The sequence below is a fragment of the Streptomyces sp. SudanB52_2052 genome (assembly GCF_964272415.1).
GTDB lineage: Bacteria > Actinomycetota > Actinomycetes > Streptomycetales > Streptomycetaceae > Streptomyces > Streptomyces olindensis.
This window is the reverse complement of sequence record NZ_OZ186796.1, coordinates 3,327,319-3,354,115: the sequence shown is the minus strand read 5'-3', so window position 1 is coordinate 3,354,115 and position 26,797 is coordinate 3,327,319. Positions and strand designations below refer to the sequence as shown.

Here is a 26,797-nt window from a genome sequence, read left to right as displayed (position 1 = left end):
CGAGGGGACCCCGTGACCACCGGACAACGCACCGCCTTCGACCACCGCATGGCCGTCTTCGGCACCGACGACGGCTTCCTCGCCGCCGCCCTGCCCTTCCTCGGCGAAGGCCTCGCCGCCCCCGGCGAACCACCGCCCGTGGCCATCGCCGATCCCCGCAACCTCGACCTCCTGCGGGACGCCCTCGGCGCCGACGCCAAGGACGTCACCTGTATCGCGCACACCGACTGGTACACCGGCTCCGCCGCCAACGCCGTCGCCCAGGCCGCCTCCTACCTCACCGCGCACGCCGGCCCCGGCGGCCGGATCCACCTCCTCATGGAGCCCGTCTGGAGCGGCCGGGCCGGCCGCTCGGCCCGCGAGACCACCGAGTGGATCCGCTACGAGGCCCTCGCCAACCTCCTCTTCGCCCCCATGGCCACGACCGCCCTGTGCGCCTACGACACCCGCACCGCCGGGCCCGCCGTCGTCGCCGCGGCCCGCCGCGCCCACCCCGACACGGACGTGTACCAGGACCCGGTGCGGCTCACGGCCGAACTCGACGTCGTACCGCTGCCGCTGCCCCCCGACGGCGCCCACCCGATGGCCGAGCCGCACGCCGCCGCCGTACGGGCCTGGGCCGAGGCGCGGGGGCTGCCCGCCGCCGACGCCGAGCTGTTCGCCACGGCCGTCGCGGAGACGGCGGCGGCCCTGGCCCCGCTCGACGGCGACACCCTGCTGTGGGGCGAGGCACCCGCCTGCGTCTGCGAACTGCGCTCCGCCCACCGCCTCGACGACCCCCTGGCCGGCTTCGTCCCGCCTCCCGTCGACAGCCCGGGGCTCTGGTACGCGCGCCAGGTCTGCGCCTACGTCGACGTCCGTGACGACACGGCGGGCGCCACCGTCCGCCTCCAGTACGCATAGCCCCCCACCTGCACAAGCAGGTAGGGGATCGGGTAGTCCTCCCCCTGCGCCGGACCGCCCCCCGGGACCACCCTGGACCCATGCTGCAACTCTCCGGGCGCCACCTCCCGGACCCCGACGCCCAGTACGGCCCGTTCCCGCAACCACCCCTGGGAGCGGGCCACCTGAGTGTCGAGTACGCACCCCGGCCCTCCGCCGTCCGCGAGGCACGCGCGGAAGTGCGCAGGCAGTTGGAGGGCTGGGGGATCGCGGAGCGCGGTGAGGTGGCGGACGTGGCCGAGCTGCTCGTGGGCGAGCTCGCCACCAACGCACTGGTGCACGCCGAGAGCCGCTTCCGGCTCACGCTCTCCGCCGCGCACGGCGTGCTGCGCTGTGAGGTCGCCGACGCGGAACGGCGCGTTCCCCTGGTGCTGGAGGCGGGCACCGGGGAGAGCGGCCGCGGGATGTTCCTGGTGGACGCCCTCGCCCAGCGCTGGGGCTGCCACCGGGACGGGCCGGGCAAGATCGTGTGGTTCGAGCTCGGCACGTGCGGGGCGGACGGCTGTGGTCGGCGACAGCCGTGACGCTACCGCTGGGTCGGGCCTTGGCGGCATGCCCTGCCGCCTTGGTCCGGACCCCGTGTGCGGGTTGAGTGTGGTGTTCGCGCCCACGCGGCGGAGCCGCACATCGATACAGCCCCGCGCCCCTCGGGCCGGACCGCTCCCGCCCTCTTGTCGGCTGAGGTCCTTTGCGGTTTCTTGATCTGCATGGCGGACACCACGGGAAACACCACGGACCAGGCGCCCCGGCAACCCTCGATGCGCAAGGCGAGTTGGAAGTACATCGGGCCGGGGATCGTCGTCGCGGCGACCGGGGTGGGGGCCGGTGACCTGGTCGCCACGCTCATCGCGGGCAGCAACTTCGGCTACACCCTGCTGTGGGCCGCGATCATCGGCTGTCTGGTGAAGATCTCCCTGGCCGAGGCGGCGGGGCGCTGGCATCTGTCCACGGGACGCACCCTGTTCGACGGCTGGGCCAGTCTCGGCCGCTGGACGACGTGGTTCTTCGCGGTCTACGTCGTCGTCTGGGGCTTCGTCTACGGCGCGGCGGCGATGTCGTCGAGCGCGCTGCCGCTGCAGGCGCTCTTCCCGGACGTGATGGACCTCAAGTGGTGGGGCATCGCCTGCGGTCTGGTCGGGCTGGTCTTCGTCTGGTTCAACAAGTACGCGGTGTTCGAGAAGGTCATGACGGTCCTGGTGGGCGTCATGTTCCTGGTGACGGTGTACCTGGCGATCCGGGTCACGCCGAACATCCCCGACGCCTTCGCCGGACTCCTGCCGGTGCTGCCGGACGAGAAGGACTCGATCCTCAACACGCTCGGCCTGATCGGCGGCGTGGGCGGCACGATCACGCTCGCAGCGTACGGCTACTGGGTCAACGCCAAGGGCTGGACCGACACCGGCTGGATGAAGGTCATGCGCCTGGACAACCGCGTCGCCTACGCCACCACCGGCATCTTCGTGATCGCCATGCTGTTCGTCGGCGCCGAGCTGCTGCACTCCGCGAACATCGCCATCGCCAGCGGCGACAAGGGCCTGATCCAGCTGGGTGACATCCTGGAGGAGGAGTACGGCGCGGCGACGGCGAAGTTCTTCCTGGTCGGCTTCTTCGCCACGTCCTTCACCTCGCTGATCGGGGTGTGGCACGGCGTGAGCCTGATGTTCGCCGACTTCGTGGCCCGCCTGTCGGGCCGGGGCCAGGCCAAGGGCGAGGAGGTCGCCTCCGGCGAGCGCGAACGCTCCTGGCCGTTCCGGGCGTATCTGCTGTGGCTGACCTTCCCGCCCATGATCCTGCTCTTCGAGGGCCAGCCCTTCCGCCTGATCATCATCTACGGCGTGCTCGGCGCGGCCTTCCTGCCCTTCCTCGCCGGCACCCTGATCTGGCTGCTGAACTCCTCCCGCACGCCCCGCGAGTGGCGCAACGGCCCGGTGAGCAACGTGATGCTCGCCCTCGCGGGGCTGCTGTTCCTGATCCTGTGCGTGAAGCAGATCTGGGACCAGCCGTGGGGGGAGTTCTTCTAGGAGACCGACTCTTCGAGCAGGCGGACGGGGACGCCGGTCACGGCAGCGCGTCCACGTGTGGTCCGACGACGTCGGACCACGCGTTGCCGGTCGCGGCGTCCCAGTTGGTCGACCAGGTCATCGCGCCCCGCAGCGCCGGGTACGTCCGCGGCGGCTTGAAGCCACCGCAGTTGGTGGCCCTGGTCAGGCAGTCCAGGGCGTTGTTGACCACGGTCGGCGACACATAGCCGCCCCCGGCCGCGCGGGTGGAGGCGGGCAGGCCGAGGCCGACCTGGGACGGGGCGAGGCCGTTCTCCAGCTGGATGCAGGCCAGGGCCGTCAGGAAGTCGACCGTGCCCTGGCTGTAGACCTTGCCGTCGCAGCCGAGCATGGAGCCGCTGTTGTAGTACTGCATGTTGACGACCGTGAGGATGTCCTTGATGTTCAGCGCCGTCTGGAAGTAGGAGTTCGACGTCGACTGCATGTCGATGGTCTGCGGCGCCATCGTGATGATCAGCGACGGGCCCGCCTTCGCGGACAGGGCGCGCAGGGCCTGCGTCATGTAGGTCGCGTTGAGGCCGTTCTCCAGGTCGATGTCGACGCCGTCGAAGCCGTACTCCTGCATCACGGACCAGACGCTGTTCGCGAAGTTCGTCGCGGAGGCCGCGTCGTTCACGGTCACCGTGCCGCGCTCGCCGCCGACCGAGATGATGACCTTCTTGCCGGCCGCCTGCTTGGCCTTCACGTCGGCCTTGAACTGCTCGACGGTGTAGCCGTTCAGACCGGCCGAGTCGAGGGTGAACGACACCGCGCCCGGCGTGCCCGTGGCGTCCGCGAAGGCCACCGCGACGATGTCGTAGTGGGCGGGTACGTCCGAGATCCGCTGGACCGTCGCGCCATTGTCGAAATTCTGCCAGTAGCCGGTCACCGCGTGCTTCGGAAGGGAGGTGCCCGGGCCGTTCGGCTTGCTCGTGGTCCCCGTCACCGCGGCCGACTTCGGCGACTCACCGGCCGCGTTCGTCGCCGTGACCTGGAAGGAGTACGACGTCGAGGCCGCGAGACCGGTCACCGTCGCCGAGGTGCCGGAGACCGCCGTGACCTTCGTGCCGTCGCGGTAGACGGTGTAGCCCGTGGCGCCCGAGACGGCGTTCCAGGCGAGCGACACCGAGGAGGACGTCGTACCGGAGACGCTCAGGCCGGCCGGCGCCGCAGGAATCGTCGGGCCCGGGTCGGTGCCACCGCCCCCGTCGGGGCCGAACACCGACACGTCGTCCGCGTAGTACGCCGCCTGCCCGTACCAGCCGTGCGTGTACACCGTCACCGATGTCGTCGACGCGCCCGTCGTGAACGTCGTCGACAGCTGCTTCCAGGAGGAGGAGTCCGGCGTCCACGTGGACACGTCCGTGGTGCCCGTGCCCGAGACGCCGAGGTACGCGTAGCCGCCCCGGACCCAGGCGCCCAGGGAATAGGTGGAGTTCGGCTTCACCGCCACCGTCTGGGTGCACCGCGCGTTGTCCTGCCCCGACGGGGTCGCCCGCAGCGCGGCCGTCCCGGTGTGCACGGGGGAGGAGACCGTCGTACCGCTGCCCGCCGAGCAGGTCCAGTTGGTCAGGCCCGCCTCGAAACCGGCGTTCCTGGCGTTGTTGACGTCGGCGGCGGAGGCCTGGCCGACGGTCGTGACAGTGAGGGCCAGGGCAGCCGTGACGGCACCCGACCAGAGCCGCAGGGATCGTCTGTGTCTGGACATGACAAGAAAATGGTCCAGACCAAAGCGACTGTCAAGAGGTCCAGACCAACACGCGCGCCCCCGACGGGGGTCCACCGTCAACACCGGGCCCTCCCGGCCCACCGTCCGGGACCGGCCGGCGCCTCCCCGGCGACCGGCAAGATGCTCAACCTGCCCCGATTTGACGCATCTTGTGCAACGGCAGTTCCTCCCCAGCTACACAAACGCTGTTCTCCGGTCACAGAGCCGTGGATACAGTGCTGAGGTAGTCACGCAGTGAAGTCGACGAGGTGGGTCGGAGTAACTCCGGCGCGCCGACGGGCATGGGGAAACGGGGAGCTGCGCGTGCCAACTGCCATTGCCGTGACCAGCGCCGACATGGCGCTGCCGCCACAGGACGAACGCACCCTGCCCGCCGTGGTGCTCCGGGACGTCGCGCAGCGCCCCCTGGAACAGGTGCTCGCCGACCTGCAGGCCCTGGTCGAGCACCACGGACATGTGATCGTGGTCTGCTCACCGGCCGCGCCCACCGCCGTCCAGCGACGGCTGCACACCCTGCGCTCCCTCATGGAGAGCGACCGGATCGCCCTCTTCCGGCCGGATCTGCCGCCCCTCGGACTGGCCGTCCTGACCCGCCAGTTACGGCAGCTCGCCTCCTGCGACATCAGCCCCGGCGTCCTCGCCTCCGCCGGCCGCCTCCTCGTCCACTACATCCACGCCGGCGCGCTCCTCAACTCCGTCGCCCGCCTCGACCGCGTCCCGGTCGGCCTGAAGTCCCACGCCAAGTCCTGGGTCCCCGGCAGCCAGTTCGGCGTGCTCGCCCACCCCGAGCCGCAGCTGGTCCGCATCACCCCCGAGGCCCAGCTGCCCGGCCCCGAGTTCGGCACGTGGCTGCTGGTCGCCAAGGGGCAGCTCCAGTCCGACTGGGTCACCGGCACCCTCGCCCCCTCCTGGAAGGTGCAGGGGCTGCGCGAGACCCCGCTCCCGGCCGAGTCACCCGGCTGGTGGGGCACCGGCAAACTGATCGAGTTCTGCAGCTACCTGCCCGACCTGTCGGTCCTCTACCAGCTGGTCACCTCCGTACGGCGCAGCCGCTGCCACTGGTGCGGCATCGACGTCATCGGCGACCGCTGCGTCTTCTGCTCGGCCACACCACCCGTCCACGACGGCCCACCCCTCAAGCAGCTGGAGAACCGGACGGCCGCCGGGTGAGCCCGCCCACCGCTCGTCAGCACTGCTCCCGTCCCGCTCGACCGATATCCCCAACGAGGTTGTACGGTTCATGAATTCCCGTCAGCGCCGCGGCGTGATTCTCCTGCTCCTGTCGGTCGTCTGCGCCCTGGGTGCCTTCACCGGTGTGCTGTCCGTCATCAGTGACGTGGAGTCCAAGGTCGGCCCCGAGGTCACCGCCTACCGGCTCAAGTCCGACGTGCCGCCGTACACCGCCCTCGGCACGGGCCAGTTCGAGAAGATCAAGATGCCCGAGCGGTGGCTCTCGGACAACGCCGTCACCGACCTGCGCGAGATCCAGGGCAAGATCGCCGTCACGACCCTGAAGGCGGGCTCCCTCCTCCAGTCCGACATGATCGTCCGCCGGCCGGCCCTCCAGCCCGGCCAGCAGGAGGTCGCCATCATGATCGACTCGGCGACCGGCGTGGCCGGCAAGATCACCCCGGGCGCCTCGGTCAACGTCTACGCCACCTTCGAGGGCGAGCGCGAGGGCGACCCCGACCAGTCGAAGATCATCGTGACGAACGCCAAGGTCCTCGACGTCGGCAAACTGACCGCGCTGAAGCCCGACGAGAGCAACCGCACCCAGCAGCCCACCGACGCCGTCCCGATCACCTTCGCGCTGTCCGCCCGGGACGCCCAGCGCATCACCTACGCCGAGTCGTTCGCCAAGCGCGTCCGGCTCGCCCTCGTCGCGCCCGGCGGCGACACCACCGTCCCGGAGCAGGACCGGACGTACGAACTCGCGAAGGACAAGTGAGAGGCTCGCATGCCCACGAGGATCCTCCCGGCGGTCGGTGACGCGGACGCGGTCCGGTCCGTCACGACCCTCCTCAGCCAGCTCCCGGACGCCGAGCCGGTCGCCCCGGTGGTCGACTCCACGCAGCTCATCGACACCCTCGCGCGCCTGGCCGCCGAGTCCGTCGACGAACTGCCCGAGGTCGTGGTCGTGCACGAACGGATCGGCCCCGTCCCCGCGCTGGAACTGATCCGCGAGGTCGCCCTGCGCTTCCCGGCCGTCGGCGTCATCCTCGTCACCTCCGACGCGAGTCCCGGCCTCTTCCAGGCCGCCATGGACTACGGCGCCCGCGGCCTGGTCGCCCTGCCCCTCAGCTACGAGGAACTCGCCAGCCGCGTCCAGGCCGTCGCCCAGTGGTCGGTGGGCGTACGACGGCACCTCGGCGCCGGCGGCGACGTGTTCACCGGTGTCGGAGGCTCGGTCGTCACGGTCAGCGGCGCCAAGGGCGGCGCCGGGGCCACCCTGACCGCCATCCAGCTGGCCCTGGCCGCCCAGGCCTCCGGCCGCAGCACGGCCCTGGTCGACATGGACCTCCAGACCGGCGACGTCGCCTCCTACCTGGACGTCCAGTTCCGCCGCTCCGTCGTCGACCTGGCCGCCATCACCGACATCTCCCCGCGCGTCCTGGCCGACGCGGTCTTCCGCCACGACACCGGCCTCGCCCTGCTGCTCGCCCCGGCCGAAGGGGAGCGCGGCGAGGACGTCACCGACCGCGCCGCCCGGCAGATCGTCAGCGCCCTGCGCTCCCGCTACGAGGTCGTCGTCATCGACTGCGGCGCCCAGCTGAGCGGGGCGGGGGCGGCGGCCGTGGAGATGGCGGACCGGGCCCTGCTGGTCACCACCCCGGACGTGGTCGCCGTGCGCGGCGCCAAGCGGGCCGTGCGGATGTGGGACCGGCTCCAGATCCGCAAGGCCGAGGAGACGACCGTCGTCGTCAACCGGCACTCCCGCGGTACGGAGATCCAGCCGCCCCTGATCCAGCGGATCACCGGCACGGCGGTCGCCGCCACCGCGATCCCCGCCAACTTCAAGGAACTGCAGAGCGTCGTGGACGCGGGCCGCATCCACGAACTGGAGAACAAGAGCGCGGTGAAGCAGGCCCTGTGGGGCCTCGCGGCCGAACTGGGCCTGGTCAAGGTCTCCGACGCCGCCCAGAAGGCGGGCAGGTTCCGGGGTGGCGACCGGGGGTCGGTGAGCTTTCGGCGGAGGAGGGAGGGATGAACATGCCCTCAGGAGGGCGGGAGCGGGACCGGGGCCAGGTCACCATCGAGTTCCTCGGCATGACACCGACGATCATCGTGACGCTGATCGCGCTGTGGCAGGTCGTCCTCGTCGGCTACACGTTCATCCTCGCGGGCAACGCGGCGGACGAGGCGGTGCGGGCGGGAACGGCGGCCGAACCTGGCGGGCGGCAGGCCGCCTGCCAGGAGGCCGGGCTCAAGCACCTGTCGGAGGCGTGGCGATCCGGCGCCACGGTCACCTGCGGCGGCTCCGGCTACGTGACGGCCGACGTGCGCCTGGAGGTCCCGATCCTCTTCCCGGGCACGCTGTCCTTCCCGTACGCCGTCAAGGGCCACGCCGGCGCGGTCGAGGAGGCGGACTGAGATGACGCGTCCCCGCAAGGGCCGCGACCGCGGCCAGGTCGCCATCGAGTACATCGGCTTCCTGCCGATCCTGCTGATCGTCGCGCTCGCCGCGGTGCAGCTCGGCCTGATCGCCTACACGGCCCAGCAGGCGGGCACGGCCGCCCGCACGGGCGCGCGCAGCGCGTCGCTGGACGGCCCGTACGAGGCGGACTGCCGGGCGGCGGTCAGCAGCTGGCTGGCCGACGGCACCAGTTGCCCGGCGTCGATCGGCGGCGACGAGGTCACGGTCACGGCCACCGTGCAGATCCCGTCCCTGGTGCCGGGCTGGGAGTTCGACCCGGCCGTCAAGACCGCGACGATGCCGCGCGACCACTGAACGGAGCACGGACTCATGAGCCTGCGAGCACGCATCAACACCCCCGAGGAGCACGGCAACCGGGGCGAGGACGGCCACATGGTCGCCTCCTACCGGGCCAAGCTCCTGGAGGAGATCGACCTCGCGGAGATGAGTTCCCTGGCCGCCGCCGAGCGCCGGGCGCGGCTGGAGCGGGTGCTCGGGCACATCATCAGCCGCGAAGGCCCCGTCCTGTCGACGGTCGAGCGCTCGCAGCTGATCCGCAGGGTGGTCGACGAGGCCCTCGGCCTGGGCATCCTGGAGCCGCTCCTGGAGGACGCCTCCATCACCGAGATCATGGTGAACGGCCCGGACGCGATCTTCGTGGAGCGCGGCGGCCGGGTCGAGCAACTGCCCCTGCGCTTCGCCTCCAACGACCAGCTCATGCAGACGATCGAGCGGATCGTCTCCACGGTCAACCGCCGCGTCGACGAGTCGAACCCCATGGTCGACGCCCGCCTCCCTTCCGGCGAGCGCGTCAACGTCATCATCCCGCCCCTGTCCCTGACGGGCGCGACCCTCACCATCCGCCGCTTCCCGCGCTCCTTCACCCTCCAGGAACTGATCGGCCTGGGTTCACTGGACGAATCGATGCTGTACCTGCTGGCGGGCCTGGTGCAGGCGAAGTTCAACATCATCGTCTCCGGCGCGACCGGCACCGGCAAGACGACCCTGCTCAACGCCCTCTCCGGCCTCATCCCCGAGGGCGAACGCATCATCACCATCGAGGACTCCGCCGAACTCCAGCTCCAGCAGCCCCACGTGATCCGCCTGGAGTCACGCCCCCCGAACGTCGAGGGCAAGGGACAGGTCACGATCCGCGACCTGGTCCGCAACTCGCTCCGCATGCGCCCCGACCGGATCGTCGTCGGTGAGGTCCGCGGCGGCGAGTCCCTCGACATGCTCCAGGCCATGTCCACGGGCCACGACGGCTCCCTGGCCACCGTCCACGCAAACAGCGCCGAGGACGCGCTGATGCGCCTGCAGACCCTCGCCTCCATGTCGGACGTGGAGATCCCCTTCGTCGCCCTGCACGACCAGATCAACAGCGCGGTCGACGTCATCGTCCAGCTGACGAGGTTCGCGGACGGCGCCCGCCGCATCACCGAGATCGCCCTGATGGACAGCCACGGCAGCGACCCCTACCGCCTGGTCACGGTCGCCCGCTTCCACGCGCAGCCCATGGCGGCCGACGGCCGCATCTACGGCGGCTTCGAGTACTACCCCCTCCCACGCCGCACCGCCGACCGCCTGTACATGGCGAGCCAGCCCATCCCGCAGGCCTTCGGCATCGCCGGGTCCGCGGACCAGCTAGCCACCCGAGAAGCCAGGTAGGACCGACCGATGGATCTGCAATCGCTCATCACGCTCACCACCGGCATCACCCTGCTGACGTGCGTCCTCGCGGTCGTCGGCCTGCACTCCTACGCCACGGGCAAGGCACAGCGGCAGGCGCTCGTCGACCGCCTGTCCGCCACCGGCCAGATCCCGGCCGCCGGCCGCCGCCGCCACTTCCGGGGCATCGACCGCCGCCTGCGCCGCACCAAGCTCGGCAGGAAACTGGAACTCCGCCTGGCGGCGACCGGCCTGGACATCACGCCGGGTGAGTTCTTCGTCTACATGCTGGCGACGGTCGCGGGACTGTGGCTGATCGGCCAGGCGGCACTGGCGCCGTTCTTCGGACCGCTGGCGGGCCTGCTGGGCGTCGGGGTCGCGATCCAGTTCCTGAACTGGCAGCGGCAGAAACGCATCGAGAAGTTCATCAACCAGCTCCCCGAGATGGCCCGCATCCTGGCGAACGCGACGCAGGCGGGGCTGGCGTTGCGTACGGCGATCGGGATGGCGGCGGAGGAACTGGAGGCTCCCGCGGGCGAGGAGCTCGCCAAGGTGTCCGCCCAGTTGGCGGTGGGCGTGTCTCTGGACGACGCACTCGGGGAACTGGCGGACCGTCTCCCGTCCCGCGAACTGGTCGTCCTGGTCACCACGCTGGTCCTGTCGAACCGGGCGGGCGGGCAGGTGGTGAGCGCTCTGCGGAACCTGACGGAGACGTTGGAGGAGCGCAAGGAGACGCGGCGGGAGGTCCGGACTCAGTTGTCGCAGGTGAACATGACGTCGTACGCGGTGCCGGTGCTGGGTGTCGGCGCCTTGTTCATGCTGAACGCCATCAACGACGGTTCGCTGGACCGCATGACCGCCTCGCCGATCGGCCAGGCCGCCGTCATCATCGCCTTCGGCCTCTACGCCGTGGGATTCTTCCTCATCCGCCGTCTGTCCCGCATCGACGTCTGAGCCACCGAGCCATAGGAGGAGGAGAGCCGCGATGGGACTTCTGCTGGCACTCGTCATGGGCCTGAGCGTGTGGGGCGCCTTCGCCGGCATCCGCATGTACCGAGCCGAGGCCAGGCTCCCCGGCGACCTGGCGGTGGCTCTGGAGATCGGTGCGTCCCGCACCGGCGCCGTAGGATCGCTCGTCGACCGGCTCGGCATGCGGTACGCGCCTGCCGTACTGCGGTTGCTGGGTCCCGGACGGGTCGCGAAGTACCGCCGCAGGATCGACCTCGCGGGCAACCCCGGCGGCCTCACCATCGACCGTTACGCGGCCAGGCGCGCGGTGTACGGTGCGATCGGTGGCCTGGGCGGTCTGATCGCGCTGACCAAGGGCAGTGTCTTCGTCGCACTCCTGATGTTCGCCTTCGCGGTTTTCTGGGCCGACGTCGGGATCTGGTCCGCGATCCGCATCCGTAAGGACGCGATCGAGCGGACACTGCCGGACTTCCTGGATGTGCTCGCGGTCGTCGTCAGCGCGGGCCTGGGCTTCCGGCAGGCGCTCGACCGGGTCTCGTCCAAGTACGAGGGCCCTTGGGCCGACGAACTCCGCATCACCCTGCGTCAGATGGACCTCGGTATGAGCCGCCGCCAGGCCTTCGGTGAACTGCGCCGACGCAACGACTCGGAGCAGGTCGCCATGTTCGTGACGGCGCTGCAACAGGGTGAGGAACTGGGCGCACCGATCGTGGACACGCTGGTCGCGCTCGCCAAGGACATGCGGCGCACGGACGCGCAGAACGCCCGTCGCAAGGCCGCCCGCGCGGTACCGAAGGCCACCCTCATGATCACGACCTTCATGGTTCCGGCCACGATGATCCTGCTCGGAGCGGGGATGCTGCTCGGCTCCGGTACGGACTTCAGTTCCATCACGGGCGAGTAGGACGGGCGACGGCATGTCGACGACGAAGGACCGTACCGGGCTCCTGCGCCGCCGCCCGAAGATGCCGGAGATCACCACTCCACCGGCGGGCACGGTCCTGCCGGTTCACGTGAGGACGGGCGCGCCGGACATCCCGGTGACGTATGCGACGCCCGCCCTCCCCCCGGGCTGGGTCCGTGCAGACACACCGGTCGCGACAGGGCCCGTTGGACCGGCCTCCACACGGCCGCAGGAAGTGGAAGTGGCCGGGAACGAGGGGACGGTCCCTACCAAAAGCGAAGAGCGCAGAAACGGGCATCGCCGGAACGCGGCGCCGAATGCCGGGCAGCCGAACCAGACGGCGGCAGCCGCGCCGGCCCCTGGCCCGGCGCCGGCGGACCGGATACCGACGGTGGTACGCGGGAACGGGACGGCGACGGAGAACGCGTGCGGCGGCTCACCGGTCGCCGGTGCTCCACCCGTACAAGCGCCCTCAGTGCCGACGACAACGCCTGAAACCGCCACCATCCCCATCCAGATCAACGCCCTCCAGGCAATGTGCCGCCAGGTCTTCGGCTTCCGCCTGGCGATGATCGCCCTCGCCGCCCCCGCGGCTCTCGTCAACGCCAATCCAGGCCTGGGCACCCGCCTGGTCGGCATCGCCGTGGTCGTCACCTTCATGGCCTCGTACGTCCTCTTCAGGGACTGGGAACGCTTCGGGCCGCTGCTGCTGCGCCATCCCTCCCTCTTGGCGCTGGACACCCTCTTCGGCTCCTTGCTCCTGATCTCCGCGGGCCCGGACACCACCCTTGCCTACGTCAGCGTCTGCACGCCCCTGCTCGCCGGGCTCGTCTACGGCTGGCGCGGCGCAGCCGCCTTCGCGTCGCTTCAGTCACTCATCCTCCTGCTGGTCTACGCCACGTCGACGCGCGTGCACGCCGGCATCGCCGAGTCGTCCCTCCTCCCCGGACTCTGCGTCATCGCCGGAGCCGTCGGCTCCAGCCTGCGCAACCTCATGCTCCGCTTCGGCGCCGCCACCCAGGCCCTCACCACCGTTCAGGCCCGCCTCGCCGTGACCGAAGCGGTCAGCGCAGAACGCGCCCGCCTGGCCCGCGAGATGCACGACTCGGTCGCCAAGACCCTGCACGGCGTGGCGTTGGCCGCGGACGGCCTGGCCGGTTCCACGGACGCTGCCCGTATGGATGCCACCCTCATCAGGCAACAGGCCGAACTGGTCGCTCGGTCAGCCCGCAGGGCTGCGGCGGAGTCCCGTGAACTCCTGGCAGACCTGCGCCGCGAATCAGACCCGGACCACGGCACGGACGTACTGGTGGAACTCGCGGCCCGCACCCGCGACTTCAGCGCCCGCACAGGACTCCGAGCCGTCTACCGTCCGACGGGCGAGCACACCGTTCCTCCCGTCCCTCCCGCCGTAGCCCGTCAACTGCTCACGATCGCCTCGGAAGCCATGGAGAACGCCCACCGCCACGCGGGACCGACCCGCGTGGACGTCCAGGCAGGCGTCCACGGCGACTTGCTCCGCATCAGCGTCTACGACGACGGCCGCGGCCTCCCTCCTGGCACCACCCTCGAACAACTCCGCCGTACGGGCCACTTCGGGCTCGTCGGCATGGTCGAACGCGCCGCCTCGGTGGGCGCCCGGATCCGCATAGGCCGCGGCGGCCACGCCACGGGCACGGAGGTCCGCCTGGAACTCCCCCTGGCGGCCCTGACCGCACCCACCGCACCCACCGCATGACCCCCGACCCGAGAGGAGGCCGTGATGCCGGACCCCACCGCACACCACCCCGGCGCACGCCGTCAGCAGCCGCCACCACCCCAGAACCCGTTCGCCGCACCGCCGGCACACCGCCTCCGGGTCGTCGTGGCGGACGACAACCCCGTGGTCCGGGCCGGCCTCACCGCCCTGCTCTCCGGCCGCGCGGACATCGAGGTCGTGGCGGAGGCGGCGGACGGCCGCCAGGCCTGCGAGGCAGCGCGACAACACCGTCCGGACGTCGTCCTCCTCGATGTCCGCATGCCCGGCGTGGACGGCATCTCGGCCCTCCCGTACCTGGTGCAGATCGCCTCGGTCGTGATGCTGACGTACAGCAGGGAGTCGGAGATCGTCCAGGAGGCCCTGCGCCGAGGAGCGGGCGGCTACCTGGTCCACGGCGAGTTCACCGCCGACCAACTGGTCGAGGCGGTACGGGACATCAAAGAGGGCCGGGCGCACTTCACGTCCACGGCGGCGAGCGCCCTCCTGGCCCAGCTCCGGCAGAGTCAGGCCCCGGCGGAGGCGTCTCTGCCAGAAGGGCTGGGGCAGTCGATGAATGCAACTGCATATGGAATTTCTGACTCCGCAAACTCGCATACGTACGCCCAAAGTCCGGTTTCACCAGCCGACTTTCCGTTGCCGCACAAGTTGCCGCCATTCGCTTCTTCAGAAAACCTTTCGCAAGTGCAACCGGATGTGGGACAGTCTTCGTCTGGATGGACGAGTGGCCTCCCGGCCGCTCCCGACAGGTCGCGGTTCCAACTGAGCACGAGGGAGGCGGAGATCATGGACCTCATCGCGTCCGGCATGAACAACCAGCAGATCGCCGCCACGTGCTTCATCAGCGAGAAGACGGTCAAGAACCACATCAACCGCATCTTCGCCAAGCTCCACAGCACCAGCCGCTCCGAGGCCGCCGCGAAATGGATCGGCACGGCACCGGACTCACACCGAGGGCTGGGGTGACTTTCGGTGACGGGTTGGGGGGACAGCCGGATGGGCCCGTGCGATTGGGCCCGGAATTGGGCCCTGGGGCCCTCTGGCGGACAGCACGTTCCGCCGTACGTTCCTCGTGTCGAAAGCGCCACAGCCGCAACCGGAGGGGAACGCCATGAGCGACCTGATGCTGAAGACCGCCGCCGCGACCAAGGTCCGTGTCAACGGCTGGATGGACACCACGGTCCAGGCGATGCAGCGCCGCGCCGGCGACAAGGGCCAGACCGCGGTCGAGTACCTCGGCATCATCGCGGTGGTTGTCGCGATCGTGGTGCTGATCGCTTCGACGAACATCGGTCAGACGATCGTCGACAAGCTGACCGCGCAGATCGCCAAGGTCGCCCCTTGATCCGACTTCGTCGGCATGGCGACGCAGGGCAGGCTTTTCCCATCTACATCACGGTGGTGGGAGGCCTGCTCTTTCTCGCGTTCGCCTACTTTGCGGTCGGCCAGGCCGCGGCGAATCGGAACGGGGCCCAGACGGCTGCGGATGCGGCAGCTCTCGCGGCGGCCCAGGACAGGCGTGACCTCCTCGCAGGCGCGTGGGTGAACGACGTTCTCGATCCGACCAAGTGGCAGGACATCTTCGACGGGAACGCAGAAGGGCTCGGCCCATCGTGCTGGCGTGCAGAGCAGCTCGCCGCGCAGAACGAGGCCCGAGTGCTCAGCTGCGCTCCGGAGGGCCTCCTGGGTTTCACGGTCGAGGTCGAGACCGACAAGCCCGTCGGTGACTCGGTCGTTCCCGGCACGGAGAACCGCAAGTCGAATGCGTCCGCCACCGCAGTGATCGAGCCCCGCTGTACGTTCAAGCTGCCTGCAGCGGACGCGGATAAGAACGTGCTTCCGCGCCTTTCCTGCAAGGACGACAAGAACTGGGACCTGAAGCCGGGCGACCCTCCCACGATTCTCCCCAAGCCCGAGGACCTCTTCGACGTCCATCTGGCCGACTGACAACGAACGACGAGTTGAAGGAAGCAGAGTGATGAGCATTCGGTTCACTACGAAGGCCCGCAGGGGGGTGGTCGCGTTGACCGTTGCGGCCGGATTGGCCCTCGGTGTGGCCGGCTGCGGTGGCGACGACGAGAAGCCGAAGCCTTCGGCATCCGCCTCCAAGGAGAGTGGATCCAAGCCGAGTGCTCAGGAGGGGCAGGCCAGTGAGCCCTTGGCCGAGGTGAAGGGGCCGAATGGCCTGCTTCTCCAGATCACCTCTGCTGCCCGCGACTCAGGGGGATTCGTCACTGTGGGCGGTGACCTGAAGAATGACAGCTCCGAGGTCGTTGTCATTCCAGCGGCACTGAGCGGCAACGAGACCGAGATCATCAACAACGGCAGATCACTCGGTGGTGCCACGCTCGTCGACTCGAAGGGAAAGAAGCGGTACTACGTATTGCGTGACACGGATGGGCGCCCGCTGACGACCACAGGCTTCTCGTCGATCAAGCCGGGCGAAACGATCGATGTGTTCCTACAGTTCCCGGCACCACCGTCGGATACGTCCGAAGTCAGTTTCCAGCTCCCGCTGTTCTCCAGCGCGACCCTTCAGATTTCCGGGTGAGGCCCCCGTGACCCACGCCCGACCTCGAAAGGCGCCGCCGCGCTGTTCCCTGCCTGTCACGGTCGTATCGATCATGGTTGCGGCAAGCATTCTCGGCTCGGCAACGGCCCATGCCGATGAAGGCCCCAGCGTCCCGCCCGGCACCGAGCCCTCCGCCGCCGCCCCGGTCAACGTCGACGCCAACGACCCCGACCTCAAACTCCCCGAAGGCGCCACCCTCGCCACCCCCAAAGTCCTCGACATCAAACAGGTCGTCGAAGACCAAAGCGGTGACGAACGCCGCGAAGACACCAACGCCGACGTCAAGTTCGCCCTCCAGGCCGAGGTCCTCTTCGGCAAGGACAGCGCGAAACTCAGCGCCGAGTCGAAAGCCCGTATCTCCGCGATCGCCGAGGAGATCAAGACGCAGAACGCGACGAAGATCCGCGTCTTCGGCTTCACGGACAACCTCGGTTCCTCCGCCCACGGCGACGTCCTGTCCAAGCAACGCGCCGACGCCGTCCAGAACATCCTGGACCAGGAACTGAACGACTCCAACGTCACCTACGAGGTCCGCGGCTACGGCGAGCAGTATCCGATCGCCGACAACTCCACGGAGTCGGGCCGCAAGAAGAACCGCCGTGTCGAGGTCTCCTTTCCGCGCACGGAGAGTTGAGCCACCACCGACCCACCACCCGGGGCCCGTCCTCGCCGCCGGCGAGAACGGGCCCCGCTCGTTCCCACGACAGCGCTCCGCCGTGGTGCGAGTGGGCCCGGAGTTGGGGCCAGGGGCCCATGTGCGAGTGACCGATGTTCCTTAGTCTCGCCCAGGCGTTCGTTCTGAATCGCCGCTCAACGAGCTGAACGAGTCGAGGTCACACATGTCCGGTGCCGGTAACCCGATACCCCCGAGTGGGATGTGGGGTGCACAGGACATCCCGTCCTGGGACCGGCGTTCGCCGTTGCCACGGAAACTGGGCTGGGCGCAGGTGCTGCTGTGGGTGCAGTTCGCGCTGACGGCGCTGTATGTGATCACCGTGCTGTCGGTGGTGTCGTACTACTCCGGGGAGATCTTCGGGATCCTGGTGTACGACTCGCTCCCCAGCGTGGCCGGGGTCTACCTGGCCCGGCGCCTTTGGCGGGGCGGGGTGTGGACGAGCCGCGCACTGATCGCCGTACAGGCGTGGATCGTGTGGCTGTCGTTCGGCACGCTGATGCACGGTGATCCGCGGGGCATCACGCAGGCGGCGATGCCGGTGGCGGTCATCGTGCTGTTGCGCCGGGCCCGGTCACGTGAGTGGTTCGAGAGCGCTCCGCAGGACAGGGAGGAGCGGCGGGCGTTCAGCCTGTCGAGGATGATCCGCTTGCGGCGGGACGAGGGCCAGACCGCGGTGGAGTACGCGGGGCTCATCGCGGTGGTCGCCGCCATCATCGTCGCGCTGTCGGTGGGCGGCCTCGGCGGGCGCATCGCCGACGGCATCCAGTCGGCCATCTGCTCGGTGACGGGCACGGCTTGCCCCGCTCAGCAAGGCGACGGTACGGAGACGGGCGCGGCCGGGGACGTCGACAACGACGCCGCACAGCAGGGCGATGCGGACGCCGACACCGACGGCGGCAACGGCGCGGCCCCGGACGGCGGCACGGGCACGAACGGAGATGCCGGTACCCAGGGCGACTCGGGAACTCAAGGCGGGTCGGGCACCCAGGGCGGTGCGGAAACCGAGGGCGGCACGGAATCCGGCGACGGCACAGGCACTGGCCCAGTCCCAGGCACAGCCGACGGTGACACGGGCGGCAGCGGCAGCCCCGCGGTGGCCCAGATCATCACCTACGAGGGCGCGGGCCCGAACGACACGATCCCGCTCGCTCCGGGTCCGTTCGAGGAGAAGTCCCTCTGGGACGACGTTCATGACCAGGAGCGTCACGACAGGACGTTCATGGACCATGTCCGGGGCTTCTTCGTGGCGCCGACCAAGAGCTTCCTGGCCAGCACGATGGACCTCGTCAGCGACCCGGTCGGCTCGATCAAGGACAGCTGGAACGGCCTGAAGGGCTACACCACGAACTGGTGGGGCGACAAGGCCGACGAGCTGGGCAAGAAGTGGGACAAGGGGAACTACCTGTCCTCCGTATGGGGCTGGGTCAACTCGCCCGAGGACTTCGTGTCCGACTTGGCGGTCGACACGCTGGTGGACGAGGAGAACTGGGAGAAGGGCAACTACGGCGCGTCCATCGGCAACACCGTTGTCAACGTCGTCGGCATCTTCAGCCCGAAGACGATCACGAAGTTCACCAAGTTCAAGGAGCTGGCCGAGGTCGGTGAAGCCCTCGACAAGGCGGCTGCCGCCGCCGAGAAGGCGCGCAAGGCGGCCAAGGCGGGCGACTTCGACGGGGCGAAGAAGGCCGCGGACGAGGCCCAGAAGCACGCCGACGAGGCCAAGAAGAAGGCCGAGAAGAACGGCAGCTGCACCATCGCGATCGGGCGCGTCCCGTACGGCGGTGGCGGCCTGCGCGGAGTCCCGGGCACCGGCACGGGCGTTCTGGCGGCCCCGCAGGGCGGCCGGATCCTCGTCGCCGCGGGCGGTGGCAAGGAGTGCACGGGCGACGACGCCGACGACGCACGCCAGGCCCAGCAGCAGACGCTCGACGCCAGGGCCGAAGCAGCCAAGGCCGCGCTGCGGGAGCGGGGCTCTTCGGTGCCTGACGACCAGATCGACGGGCTCGTCAACCGCGCCAAGGACGCCCCGGGACCCGGTGAGATCAGCACCAAGGACGCGGCCGACTCGCTCGACGAGATCACCGACCTCGCACGCCGCGGAAACGTCAACGGCGATGCCGCCGCGGCGCTGGAAGGCAAGGTCGCCAATGCCTCCGACGCCAACAAGCTCGCCGAGGCGCGCGCGGAGGTGAACGCCGTACGCCGCGCTGCCGACGACGCGGCCCCCGGAACCCACGTGGACGCCGGAGTCGGCGGCAAGATGAACCGCATGGAGGCTGACTTGGGCAACGGGGAGAAGGTGAATCTCGACGAGATCCCGGACGCCGACGTGGTCTACAAGGACAAGAACGGCACCGTGCACGTCAAGGAGGTCAAGAACGCCGGCTCGGCCACACGCAAGGCGGACTTCGCCCATCAGGTCGAGAGGCTCAAGAAGTGGGCGAGCAAGGAGCCGGGCCGCAAGGCCACCGTGGAGATCGAGACGGCGGACCGCTGGACGTCGGTTTTCAGCGAGTTCAAGCCTGCCCGGAACGGCAAGCCGGCGAAGGACACCAGAACGGCGGCCGGTGAGATGGCCAGGAATGGTGTGGACGTGAAGGTGGCGGGCCAGGGGCTGTCCGCCGACCAGCTCGGCAGGATGCAGCGTGCCATCGACGAGCGGACGACGAACGGCACGATGGACTGGTCGAAGATGAAGGACCCGGACAGCGCAAAGGCGTACCTGGGCATCGAATGAGACGAACGAGTGGACGACAGCCACGAGACGTGGCAGGACGGCGGAGATGAGCGAGTCGGACGCGGAGCTGAGTGCCGAGGAGATGTGGGATCCGCAGGTCGCGCGATGGCGCGATCCGGAGGGTGACTACGTTCTGCCCCGCGCCCTTCGGTCCTTGCCAGAGCCTTGGGACGAGGGTGACTGGGATCGGATCGGGGACGTGCCGCGCACCGATGAGCGCGTGGCGGAGGCTCGGCAGGTGGTGACCGAGCTGCTGGAGGACCCGGAGTTGGCGCCGGATGTGCCTCAGCCGCCGTCTCCGGGCCTGTTGTGGCACGTGTGGGAGGAGTTCCACCGCGCGGTGGGGGAGAGAATGCCCCGCACGAGCCAGGTGACGTGGGCCGGTGTGGACGAGCTGGTGCGCGAGTGGCGGGGACGGGAGAGGTTGTACCCGCTCCAGCGGCATGTAGTTGATCACGTCGAAGCGGCGATGCTCGCCATGATCCCGCGGCTGCGGGACGACATCGCCGACTCGGTGTTCCGCTGGCTGGCCCTGGACTCCGCCCCCGGCCGTTTCGCCGACTGGGCGGTGGATATGGCCGAGCGCTGCGTGATCGAGGACATCGGCGCGGACTCTGCCATCGAGATGCTGGGCGTGATCGGGAGTCCTGAGGCCAGGGCGGCTCTGGACCGCCTGTCGGTCAAGCCGGACGGTCCGGCGAGTTGGGACAACGCGGAGGCGGCACAAGGGAGGCTCTTCGATCTGGGGACGGAGAGGCAGAGCGGTGGTAGGCGCGGAAGCTGAAGGAAAGGGCGAGTAGCCTCTCCTGCTCTCACCTGCACAAGAGCTTCCCTGCACGCGGGGCTCCGGCTTCCGGTGTCCGCGGGATTTGCCCGAGACCGGCGAAGACCGTGGGTTTTCGAAATGGAGCGGTGCACGCGCACTGATCGCAGGGCGGCCCGGGACGGTGATAGGCAGATTCGTTCTGGGGCCGGAGTGTCACGACTGGGACGAGGAGCTACGCGACTTCTACGACGACCGCGATGACACGTACACGTTCTCGTCGAAGGGCAGGGAAGGCGAGCCGCCCAAGTGGCCGCCCAAGGGTACGAAGCTGGCGGGTGTGATGTTGGCAGGTGTGGACGACGAGTCACGTCCGTACCTGATCACGGTGAACTCCAAGGAGGGCACTCTGTCCAGCCGGGATGTCATGGACATCATCGACAGCGTCGCGCTGAGGGACACGAAGAAGTAGGGGTTCGGCGTGACGGTCATGGAAGGCGTCTTCCTGATCACGGGGCTGGTGCGCCGAACGCCAGATGTTCGCGGTCAACACCCACGACAGCCACCACCCCCAGTTCACCTTCGCCTTCCGGACCCCGGACGGCGAGGTCTTCGAATTCAGGGACGGGCCGGGCGCCTTCGGCTACGAGCATATTCCTGATCGGCCTGCCGCTGGGCGGGATGTCCTATGTGGCCCTGAGAACTCTGGCGAGCCACTGGGGCTTCCTCTGAGCTCCCGTCTCCAGCCGGCCGTGGGCGGCCGTGTCACAAGCTGGGTGAGTCCCCCGAGATGGCCTGGCGTGAAGGAGCCTTCGGCCACCCGGACGGCACGCTGACCGGGCTGCCCAGAGGTCAGGGCGGCACTGGAGCGCCTGTCGGTCCTGATCGGCCGCACCCAGCGCTACGACACCCACTGGCAAGCCACGATCACCTGGTGGGACGGCGAGGAGACACACACTCGCACCGTCTCGGACACCGACGGCAAGGACGTGCGGGTGGTCCTGACCAGGGGTGAAAACCCCTGACCGCTGAGCGCGAAAGGCGTCAGAGACGGGAACGGTACGCCTCACTTCCTGCTGAGCGTTGCGCCGTCGCTCCTCGTCATGGCCTCAGATCCGCATCGACCGGCCCTGTGCTACGTGATGACCTCGACCAGCGCACCCTCCCGTACCCCCCACCCCGCCATGACTCCTGCTTCCGCCTCCACCACATGCCGGGCACGCAGTCGGGGCATCCCCAACCGCCCCGGCCGCATGGTTCGCACGCCGATGACGCGAAGGCCACGATCGAGATAGGCGACATCGATCGGCATCCGCATCCGGAAGGTGTGCACGCTGTTGGCGGGGGAGAGCAGGATTGCCCCGTCGACGGAGTCCCGCCCCAACAGCCCTTTCGTCCGGGCGCGATAGGAGGTGGCGATCTCCAAAGGAACGGTGGCAGACGGCCCTTCACCACCCCCGTGCACGACCAGCTCTCCGCGTCCGTCCCGCCAGCGCCGCCCCATACCCGCCCACCTCCGACCGTGCGTGCCACCTGACCACCGGCTGTCCGAACACCGAACCTAGCCGCAGAGGCGTAGGCCCCACATGGGCCCACGGGCCCATGCCCTCCATGCCTCCTTCGCCGGTTCATGATTGAAACGCCCGGCACCGACAGCGGCCCCTGACGGATCGATTGACGCGTTGTGCAACCGTTGCGGCTCGAAGTGAGTGCCACCCCGCTGGATAGCTTGGGTTCGCTCAAGAGAAGCCTCGCCTCTGACCGGGAGCCGACCGTGAACCGCCGCATCACCCTCCTCGCAGCGCTCACGCTGACCGCCGCTGCGGCCTGACGCTGTCCGCGTGCGGGAGCGATGACAGCTCCAAGGACAACGACAACGACAAGATCGCGGGAGCCCGACCTGCCGTCGGACGTGACCTACAAGTTCAACAAGTTCCTGAAGACCGGTAAGACCGATGTCACGCCGGTGACCAAGGACAGCTACGTCGTCTACGCCGGCACCTGCCAGCCGTTATCCGTGCCAGAAGACGCCTGCTCTTCACTTCGGGACTCCTGGCCGTCGTCCTGGCCGCTGTCGGCCCCGCACACGCGAACAAGGGGTTCGGCGGCGCGGACGGTGAAACGCAGGAGGCCAACTCCGGCGAAGACGACACTGTTTCCGTGACCATGGGCGTCGTCGTCTTCGATCGTTCCGAGAACGGCAGCGGCAACTCCGCTGAACTCCAGAAATCGCTGGAGCCGACCTGGGAAGCCGGTTCGACGGGTTACGAGTGGGATGCCAAGCAGCGCGACCGCTACGTCAACGGGCATCCGTACAAGAAATTCAACAAGGACAAGACCGGCAAGGGCTACTTCTGGGACTCGTTCGTCAACGAGGACTTCCCCCCGGGCTGGGACTCCTGTGACGACCCCCCTTCTGGGTGGATCTCGGCGCCCCCCCGCCCGCCAACGTCGAGAACGCCGTCACACCGGAGATCTTCGAGGACGCCGTGACCTACCCCGCGTCCGGCGTCTGCGAAACCAACGACGGCCGCATCGGCGAGCCCTACGCCAAGGGCAAGGCGAACCGGACCCCGCCCTGCGGAGTGCGGTACCTGCGCTCCTCGGGCGACGGCACGTACCCGCTCCAGGCGACGGTCACCTGGAAGATCGAGTGGACCGGCACCGGCGGCACGGGAGGCGAACTTCCCGACGGTGAGTTCGGCGCCACACAGGATGTCGTCGTGCAGGAGATCCAAGCCGTCAACCGCTGACAGCGTGCCGAGGGGTGCCGCGCGATGCAAAACGGGTTGTCCGGCGCCCCGAGACCCGGGTAGGAACCTCCCATGACCGCACTAGGCGCTGTATTCCGCCCCCAACTCGCCCCCGAACGGCTGCGATCCGTCGCCCGTATCGCCGACGGGACCGGTCTCGAAGAGCTCTGGCTCTGGGAAGACTGTTTCAGAGAGGGCGGTATCTCCACCGCCGCCGCGGCGCTCGCGTGGACGGAGCGGGTGCGGGTGGGGGTCGGGCTGTTGCCCGTGCCGTTGCGGAACGTCGCCATCACCGCCATGGAGATCGCCTCGCTGCACCGGATGTTCCCGGGGCGGGCGATCGTCGGCGTGGGGCACGGGGTGCAGGACTGGATGGGGCAGGTGGGTGCCCGTGTCGAGTCGCCGGTGACCTTGTTGCGGGAGCACCTCGTCGCGCTGCGCGCCCTGCTGGGCGGGGAGCGGGTGACCACCGACGGGCGGTACGTCAGGCTCGACGACGTCGGTCTGGACTGGCCTCCGGCGGACCGCGGCAGCGGCGTGCTGGCCGGGGCCACCGGGCCGCGTTCGCTGCGGCTCACCGGAGAGGCCGCCGACGGGACCATCCTCACCGCCGCGACCAATGCGGAGGGCGTGCGGGAGGCGCTCCGGCTCGTCCAGGAGGGGCGGGAGGCCGCCGGGCGGGGGGAAGGGCCGCACCAGCTCGTCGTCTACCTCCTCGCGGCCACCGGGGCCGACGCCGACGCCCGGCTGCGTGCCGAGCTGGTCGCGGAGGGGCTGGAATCCGTTCCGGACCTGGGTGTCGCCGGGGACGCGGGTGCCGTCGCCAAGGCCGTGGAGCGGCTGGCCGAAGCCGGGGCCGACACCGTCGTGCTACAGCCGACCGGGGACGAGCCCGACCCGGAGGGGTTCGTGCGGTTCGTGGCGGAGGAAGTGCGTCCGCTTGTTCCCTGAGGAGCTCCGCGAGGACCCGTTGTCAGTGGCTCCTGCCACCCTCCGGGCATGAGCGATGACGATCTGGACGTCCGTCTGCGAGACGTGGTGGAAGCCGACCTGGAGTTCTTCCTGGCGTACGAGCACGAACCGGAAGCCGTCCGCCGGTCGAGGTTCACCCCTCGGCCGCGCGAGGAGTTCCTGCGGCACTGGAAGGCCAACGTCCTCGGCGACGAGACCTGCTTCGTGCAGACCGTCACCGTCGACGGCGCCGTCGCGGGCAGCATCGTCGCCTGGTGGCACGGGCACCGCCGCTTCATCGGCTACTGGCTGGGACGCCCGTACTGGGGACGCGGCATCGGGAGCAGGGCCCTGGGCCTCTTCCTGGCGCGGGAGGAGAACCGGCCGCTGTACGCCGACCCGTTCAGCGGGAACACCGGCTCCATCCGTCTCGTCGAGAAGCACGGCTTCCGCCGCTCCGGCACCGTCCGGCACGGCGAGGACGACCATGTCCTGCTCGTCCTCGACTGACCGCCGGAGCCGGCCGCCGGAGAGCAGGGCGCTGTGACCGGACATCCCAGCGGACATCCCAGCGCCCTGCCCCAGCCCTGGCACCTGCCGTTCGAGCTCGCCTGGGAGGCCCTGCGGGCCGGCAGCCGGCCGGTCGGCGCCGTCCTGGTCGACGCCGGCGGGCGCGTCGTCGCCGCCGGTCGCAACCGGAGCGAGGAGACCACGGCCCCGCCGGGGCAGCTCGCCGGTACGGCCATCGCACACGCCGAGGTCAACGCGCTCGCCCAGGTGCCGACCGGAGCCCGCGCCGACGACGGCCTCCGGCTGTACACCACTCTCGAACCCTGCCTGCTGTGCAGCGGCGCGCTCATCCACAGCCACGTCCGGCACGTGGTCTACGCCGCGGCGGACCCGATGTGGCGCGGCGTCGAGAACGTGCCGGGGGTGGGCGGGCTCATCGCCGAGCGGTGGGCCCACCGGGAGGGGCCCGTCGGCGGACCGCTCGCCGCCTTCAGCCGGCTCCTGATGGACAGCTGGACGATGGCACGTGCCGCCGCCGTCCCCGCCGCTCCGGGCCCCGGCCTCCTCGACGCCCCCACCGTCCACGCGGCGTACGCGGCACTCCTGCCGCACCTCTGACCGACGCCCCGACGACCGACAAGATGCCGTCCGTCCTCCGACGAGGAGAAGTGCCGTTCCCATGCCGGAGCACCAGATGCCGGAGCAACAGGACCCGCACCTCCCGCGCCGCACCTTCGAAGACCTCGTCGCCGAAGGGGCCTCCGTGCCCACGGAAGGCTGGGACTTCTCCTGGTTCGAAGGGCGGGCGACGGAAGCCAGGCCCTCCTGGGGGTACGCCGTGTCGATGGCCGAGCGCCTGGGCCGGGCGGACGCCGTACTCGACGTCCAGACCGGCGGCGGCGAAGTGCTGGACTTCGCCCTCGCCAGAGCCTCGCGGCGGCCCCCGCTGACCGTCGCCACCGAGGGCTGGCCGCCGAACGTCGCCAAGGCGACCGCGCTGCTCCGTCCGCGCGGGATCGCCGTCGTCGCCGCCCCCGAGGACGATCCGCTGCCCTTCGCCGACGGAGCCTTCGACCTGGTCGTCAGTCGGCATCCCGTCCGCCCGCACTGGCCCGAGATCGCCCGCGTCCTGCGGACCGGCGGGACGTACTTCGCCCAGCACGTCGGCCCGGGCAGCGTCTTCGAACTCGTCGAGCACTTCCTGGGACCCCAGCCGGACGAGGTGCGCGGCGCCCGCCGTCCCGACCGAGAGCGCGCCGACGCCGAGGCCGCCGGACTGGACGTCGTCGATCTGCGGGCGGAGCGGCTGCGCATGGAGTTCCACGACATCGGGGCGGTCGTGCACTTCCTGCGCAAGGTGGTGTGGATGGTCCCCGGCTTCACCGTCGAGGAGTACGAACCGCAACTTCGCGCGCTGCACGAGCGGATCCGGGCAGAGGGGCCCTTCGTCGCCCACAGCACCCGCCACCTCTTCGAGGCACGCAAGCCGTAGACACGCACACAAGCCGTAGACACCGGGCGGCCCGCGCATCACGCGTGCGGCCCCACCGTCACCTCTCCCACCACCAACTCCGCCGTCGCCTCCAGCACCTCGCCCACCCGTTCCACCTGCTCGCCCAGCTCCCGTTCCTGCCGTGCCGTCAGCCGGTCGAGCGGTTCGACCGTGACGGTCGTACGACGGCCCCGGCGCCGCTGGTGCCACACCCCGGCCACCACCCCGTCCACCAGCAGCGCGGGATGGTTGCCCGCCTGGCCGCCCCCGACGTTTCACCCGTTCACCTTGCGCATCTTCCGACGAGGTTTTTCACATCGTTATCGCCGGCGGCTCGCCTCCGCGACGCCGCTCACGTAAGTTCAGACCAAGGTAATTCGCGTCAGCAAAGCTGCGCGGGCGGTACCGCGCAGTGGAGGGGGCTGCGCGGTGCCAGGGCCTCCGCCTCGGGCCGGTGCGGGGCCGGTGTCGAGCGGCCGCCGGGGTCAAGCGGGCGTTCGCGCCCGAGGTCACCCATCGGAGGGACACCCGGACAAGTCGCCGAGCGAGCCCCAAGATGCGGCAAATCCTCAGGATCCTGCCCCAGGGCCCACGATTCCCCTGCGTAGCGGCCTCTTTTCGGCCAGGGCCGAGCCGGGAACGAGGGCTTCCGCGGGCACCGCGGCGTCGCCGGACGGCTCCGGAGAGTAGTTGTGGCACGCC

At 69.8% G+C, this 26,797-nt stretch carries 27 protein-coding genes and 2 pseudogenes; 26 read left to right on the top strand and 3 right to left on the bottom strand.

Features of this window, described 5'->3' with window-relative positions; all coding sequences use genetic code 11:
• Positions 1 to 12 precede the first annotated feature (12 nt).
• The 3 genes from ACSUPV_RS14650 to ACSUPV_RS14640 all read left to right on the top strand — a co-directional run bounded on the left by ACSUPV_RS14650 (position 13) and on the right by ACSUPV_RS14640 (position 2,963).
• On the top strand, positions 13 to 903 hold the full coding sequence (locus ACSUPV_RS14650) for an anti-sigma factor RsbA family regulatory protein (RefSeq protein WP_436947626.1): 891 nt from the start codon (positions 13 to 15) through the stop codon (positions 901 to 903).
• An 80-nt stretch (positions 904 to 983) separates the two neighbouring features.
• Positions 984 to 1,466, top strand: coding sequence for an ATP-binding protein (locus ACSUPV_RS14645; protein ID WP_031119722.1), 483 nt, complete (start codon positions 984 to 986; stop codon positions 1,464 to 1,466).
• A 183-nt stretch (positions 1,467 to 1,649) separates the two neighbouring features.
• Positions 1,650 to 2,963, top strand: coding sequence for an Nramp family divalent metal transporter (locus ACSUPV_RS14640; RefSeq protein ID WP_031119721.1), 1,314 nt, complete (start codon positions 1,650 to 1,652; stop codon positions 2,961 to 2,963).
• 37 nt (positions 2,964 to 3,000) lie between these two features.
• Here the strand turns inward: ACSUPV_RS14640 and ACSUPV_RS14635 are convergent, their stop codons facing one another.
• Positions 3,001 to 4,689 carry a chitinase gene (locus ACSUPV_RS14635; RefSeq protein WP_436947625.1) on the bottom strand — a complete coding sequence of 563 codons (1,689 nt, stop codon included), beginning with the start codon at positions 4,687 to 4,689 and terminating at the stop codon, positions 3,001 to 3,003.
• 357 nt (positions 4,690 to 5,046) lie between these two features.
• Here ACSUPV_RS14635 and ACSUPV_RS14630 point away from each other — a divergent pair, with 357 nt between their 5' ends.
• The 17 genes from ACSUPV_RS14630 to ACSUPV_RS14550 all read left to right on the top strand — a co-directional run bounded on the left by ACSUPV_RS14630 (position 5,047) and on the right by ACSUPV_RS14550 (position 20,861).
• On the top strand, positions 5,047 to 5,880 hold the full coding sequence (locus ACSUPV_RS14630; protein ID WP_078650611.1) for a hypothetical protein: 834 nt from the start codon (positions 5,047 to 5,049) through the stop codon (positions 5,878 to 5,880).
• Positions 5,881 to 5,950: 70 nt separating this feature from the next.
• A complete protein-coding gene (cpaB, locus tag ACSUPV_RS14625) occupies positions 5,951 to 6,658 on the top strand; it encodes a Flp pilus assembly protein CpaB (protein WP_031119718.1) in 708 nt (235 codons plus the stop codon).
• Between the two features lie 9 nt (positions 6,659 to 6,667).
• Positions 6,668 to 7,918 (top strand): AAA family ATPase, encoded by a 1,251-nt coding sequence (locus ACSUPV_RS14620; RefSeq protein ID WP_031119717.1) that lies wholly within the window; start codon positions 6,668 to 6,670, stop codon positions 7,916 to 7,918.
• Entirely contained in the window at positions 7,915 to 8,301 is a 387-nt protein-coding gene (locus tag ACSUPV_RS14615; protein WP_436947624.1) for a pilus assembly protein, read from the top strand. Before ACSUPV_RS14620 ends, ACSUPV_RS14615 begins: the two co-directional genes overlap by 4 nt.
• A 1-nt stretch (position 8,302) precedes the next feature.
• On the top strand, positions 8,303 to 8,659 hold the full coding sequence (locus ACSUPV_RS14610; RefSeq protein ID WP_037757627.1) for a TadE/TadG family type IV pilus assembly protein: 357 nt from the start codon (positions 8,303 to 8,305) through the stop codon (positions 8,657 to 8,659).
• Positions 8,660 to 8,674: 15 nt separating this feature from the next.
• Positions 8,675 to 10,012, top strand: coding sequence for a CpaF family protein (locus ACSUPV_RS14605; protein ID WP_037757629.1), 1,338 nt, complete (start codon positions 8,675 to 8,677; stop codon positions 10,010 to 10,012).
• 9 nt (positions 10,013 to 10,021) lie between these two features.
• The gene (locus ACSUPV_RS14600) at positions 10,022 to 10,966 is read left to right on the top strand and encodes a type II secretion system F family protein (RefSeq protein WP_031119713.1); all 945 of its coding nucleotides are present in this window, start codon (positions 10,022 to 10,024) and stop codon (positions 10,964 to 10,966) included.
• A gap of 31 nt (positions 10,967 to 10,997) precedes the next feature.
• Positions 10,998 to 11,885, top strand: coding sequence for a DUF5936 domain-containing protein (locus tag ACSUPV_RS14595; protein WP_031119712.1), 888 nt, complete (start codon positions 10,998 to 11,000; stop codon positions 11,883 to 11,885).
• A gap of 13 nt (positions 11,886 to 11,898) precedes the next feature.
• Positions 11,899 to 13,623, top strand: coding sequence for a sensor histidine kinase (locus ACSUPV_RS14590; protein ID WP_436947622.1), 1,725 nt, complete (start codon positions 11,899 to 11,901; stop codon positions 13,621 to 13,623).
• Positions 13,624 to 13,647: 24 nt separating this feature from the next.
• Positions 13,648 to 14,607, top strand: coding sequence for a response regulator (locus tag ACSUPV_RS14585; protein WP_436947621.1), 960 nt, complete (start codon positions 13,648 to 13,650; stop codon positions 14,605 to 14,607).
• Between the two features lie 145 nt (positions 14,608 to 14,752).
• Complete coding sequence (locus tag ACSUPV_RS14580; protein ID WP_031119709.1) at positions 14,753 to 14,986, top strand: hypothetical protein; 234 nt, start codon at positions 14,753 to 14,755, stop codon at positions 14,984 to 14,986.
• A complete protein-coding gene (locus ACSUPV_RS14575) occupies positions 14,986 to 15,588 on the top strand; it encodes a pilus assembly protein TadG-related protein (protein ID WP_359787720.1) in 603 nt (200 codons plus the stop codon). The genes ACSUPV_RS14580 and ACSUPV_RS14575 overlap by 1 nt, the downstream gene beginning before the upstream one ends.
• A 31-nt stretch (positions 15,589 to 15,619) precedes the next feature.
• Complete coding sequence (locus ACSUPV_RS14570) at positions 15,620 to 16,192, top strand: hypothetical protein (RefSeq protein WP_031119707.1); 573 nt, start codon at positions 15,620 to 15,622, stop codon at positions 16,190 to 16,192.
• Between the two features lie 73 nt (positions 16,193 to 16,265).
• Positions 16,266 to 16,847: an OmpA family protein gene (locus ACSUPV_RS14565; RefSeq protein ID WP_436947620.1), complete on the top strand. Its 582-nt coding sequence runs from the start codon at positions 16,266 to 16,268 to the stop codon at positions 16,845 to 16,847.
• Between the two features lie 241 nt (positions 16,848 to 17,088).
• Complete coding sequence (locus ACSUPV_RS14560; protein WP_436947618.1) at positions 17,089 to 19,626, top strand: hypothetical protein; 2,538 nt, start codon at positions 17,089 to 17,091, stop codon at positions 19,624 to 19,626.
• 199 nt (positions 19,627 to 19,825) lie between these two features.
• Entirely contained in the window at positions 19,826 to 20,410 is a 585-nt protein-coding gene (locus tag ACSUPV_RS14555; protein ID WP_359787548.1) for a hypothetical protein, read from the top strand.
• Between the two features lie 85 nt (positions 20,411 to 20,495).
• On the top strand, positions 20,496 to 20,861 hold the full coding sequence (locus tag ACSUPV_RS14550; RefSeq protein WP_436947617.1) for a hypothetical protein: 366 nt from the start codon (positions 20,496 to 20,498) through the stop codon (positions 20,859 to 20,861).
• 663 nt (positions 20,862 to 21,524) lie between these two features.
• Here the strand turns inward: ACSUPV_RS14550 and ACSUPV_RS14545 are convergent.
• Positions 21,525 to 21,893 carry a DUF192 domain-containing protein gene (locus ACSUPV_RS14545; protein ID WP_031119701.1) on the bottom strand — a complete coding sequence of 123 codons (369 nt, stop codon included), beginning with the start codon at positions 21,891 to 21,893 and terminating at the stop codon, positions 21,525 to 21,527.
• A 408-nt stretch (positions 21,894 to 22,301) separates the two neighbouring features.
• On the opposite strand from ACSUPV_RS14545, the gene ACSUPV_RS14540 reads away from it, so the two are divergent.
• The 6 genes and pseudogenes from ACSUPV_RS14540 (at position 22,302) to ACSUPV_RS14515 (ending at position 26,095) form a co-directional block, all read left to right on the top strand.
• On the top strand, positions 22,302 to 22,553 hold the full coding sequence (locus ACSUPV_RS14540; protein ID WP_359787544.1) for a hypothetical protein: 252 nt from the start codon (positions 22,302 to 22,304) through the stop codon (positions 22,551 to 22,553).
• Positions 22,442 to 23,142, top strand: a pseudogene (locus ACSUPV_RS14535) (hypothetical protein). Before ACSUPV_RS14540 ends, ACSUPV_RS14535 begins: the two are co-directional and overlap by 112 nt.
• A 72-nt stretch (positions 23,143 to 23,214) precedes the next feature.
• Positions 23,215 to 24,093, top strand: coding sequence for an LLM class flavin-dependent oxidoreductase (locus ACSUPV_RS14530; RefSeq protein ID WP_436947616.1), 879 nt, complete (start codon positions 23,215 to 23,217; stop codon positions 24,091 to 24,093).
• Positions 24,094 to 24,141: 48 nt separating this feature from the next.
• Positions 24,142 to 24,603: a GNAT family N-acetyltransferase gene (locus ACSUPV_RS14525; protein ID WP_382612676.1), complete on the top strand. Its 462-nt coding sequence runs from the start codon at positions 24,142 to 24,144 to the stop codon at positions 24,601 to 24,603.
• A gap of 33 nt (positions 24,604 to 24,636) precedes the next feature.
• The gene (locus tag ACSUPV_RS14520; protein WP_051648276.1) at positions 24,637 to 25,221 is read left to right on the top strand and encodes a nucleoside deaminase; all 585 of its coding nucleotides are present in this window, start codon (positions 24,637 to 24,639) and stop codon (positions 25,219 to 25,221) included.
• Between the two features lie 61 nt (positions 25,222 to 25,282).
• On the top strand, positions 25,283 to 26,095 hold the full coding sequence (locus ACSUPV_RS14515) for a class I SAM-dependent methyltransferase (RefSeq protein WP_436947615.1): 813 nt from the start codon (positions 25,283 to 25,285) through the stop codon (positions 26,093 to 26,095).
• Between the two features lie 38 nt (positions 26,096 to 26,133).
• On the opposite strand, the pseudogene ACSUPV_RS14510 reads toward ACSUPV_RS14515, so the two are convergent.
• Positions 26,134 to 26,367: pseudogene (locus ACSUPV_RS14510) on the bottom strand (DNA glycosylase AlkZ-like family protein); the annotation flags it as partial.
• Between the last annotated feature and the right edge of the window lie 430 nt (positions 26,368 to 26,797).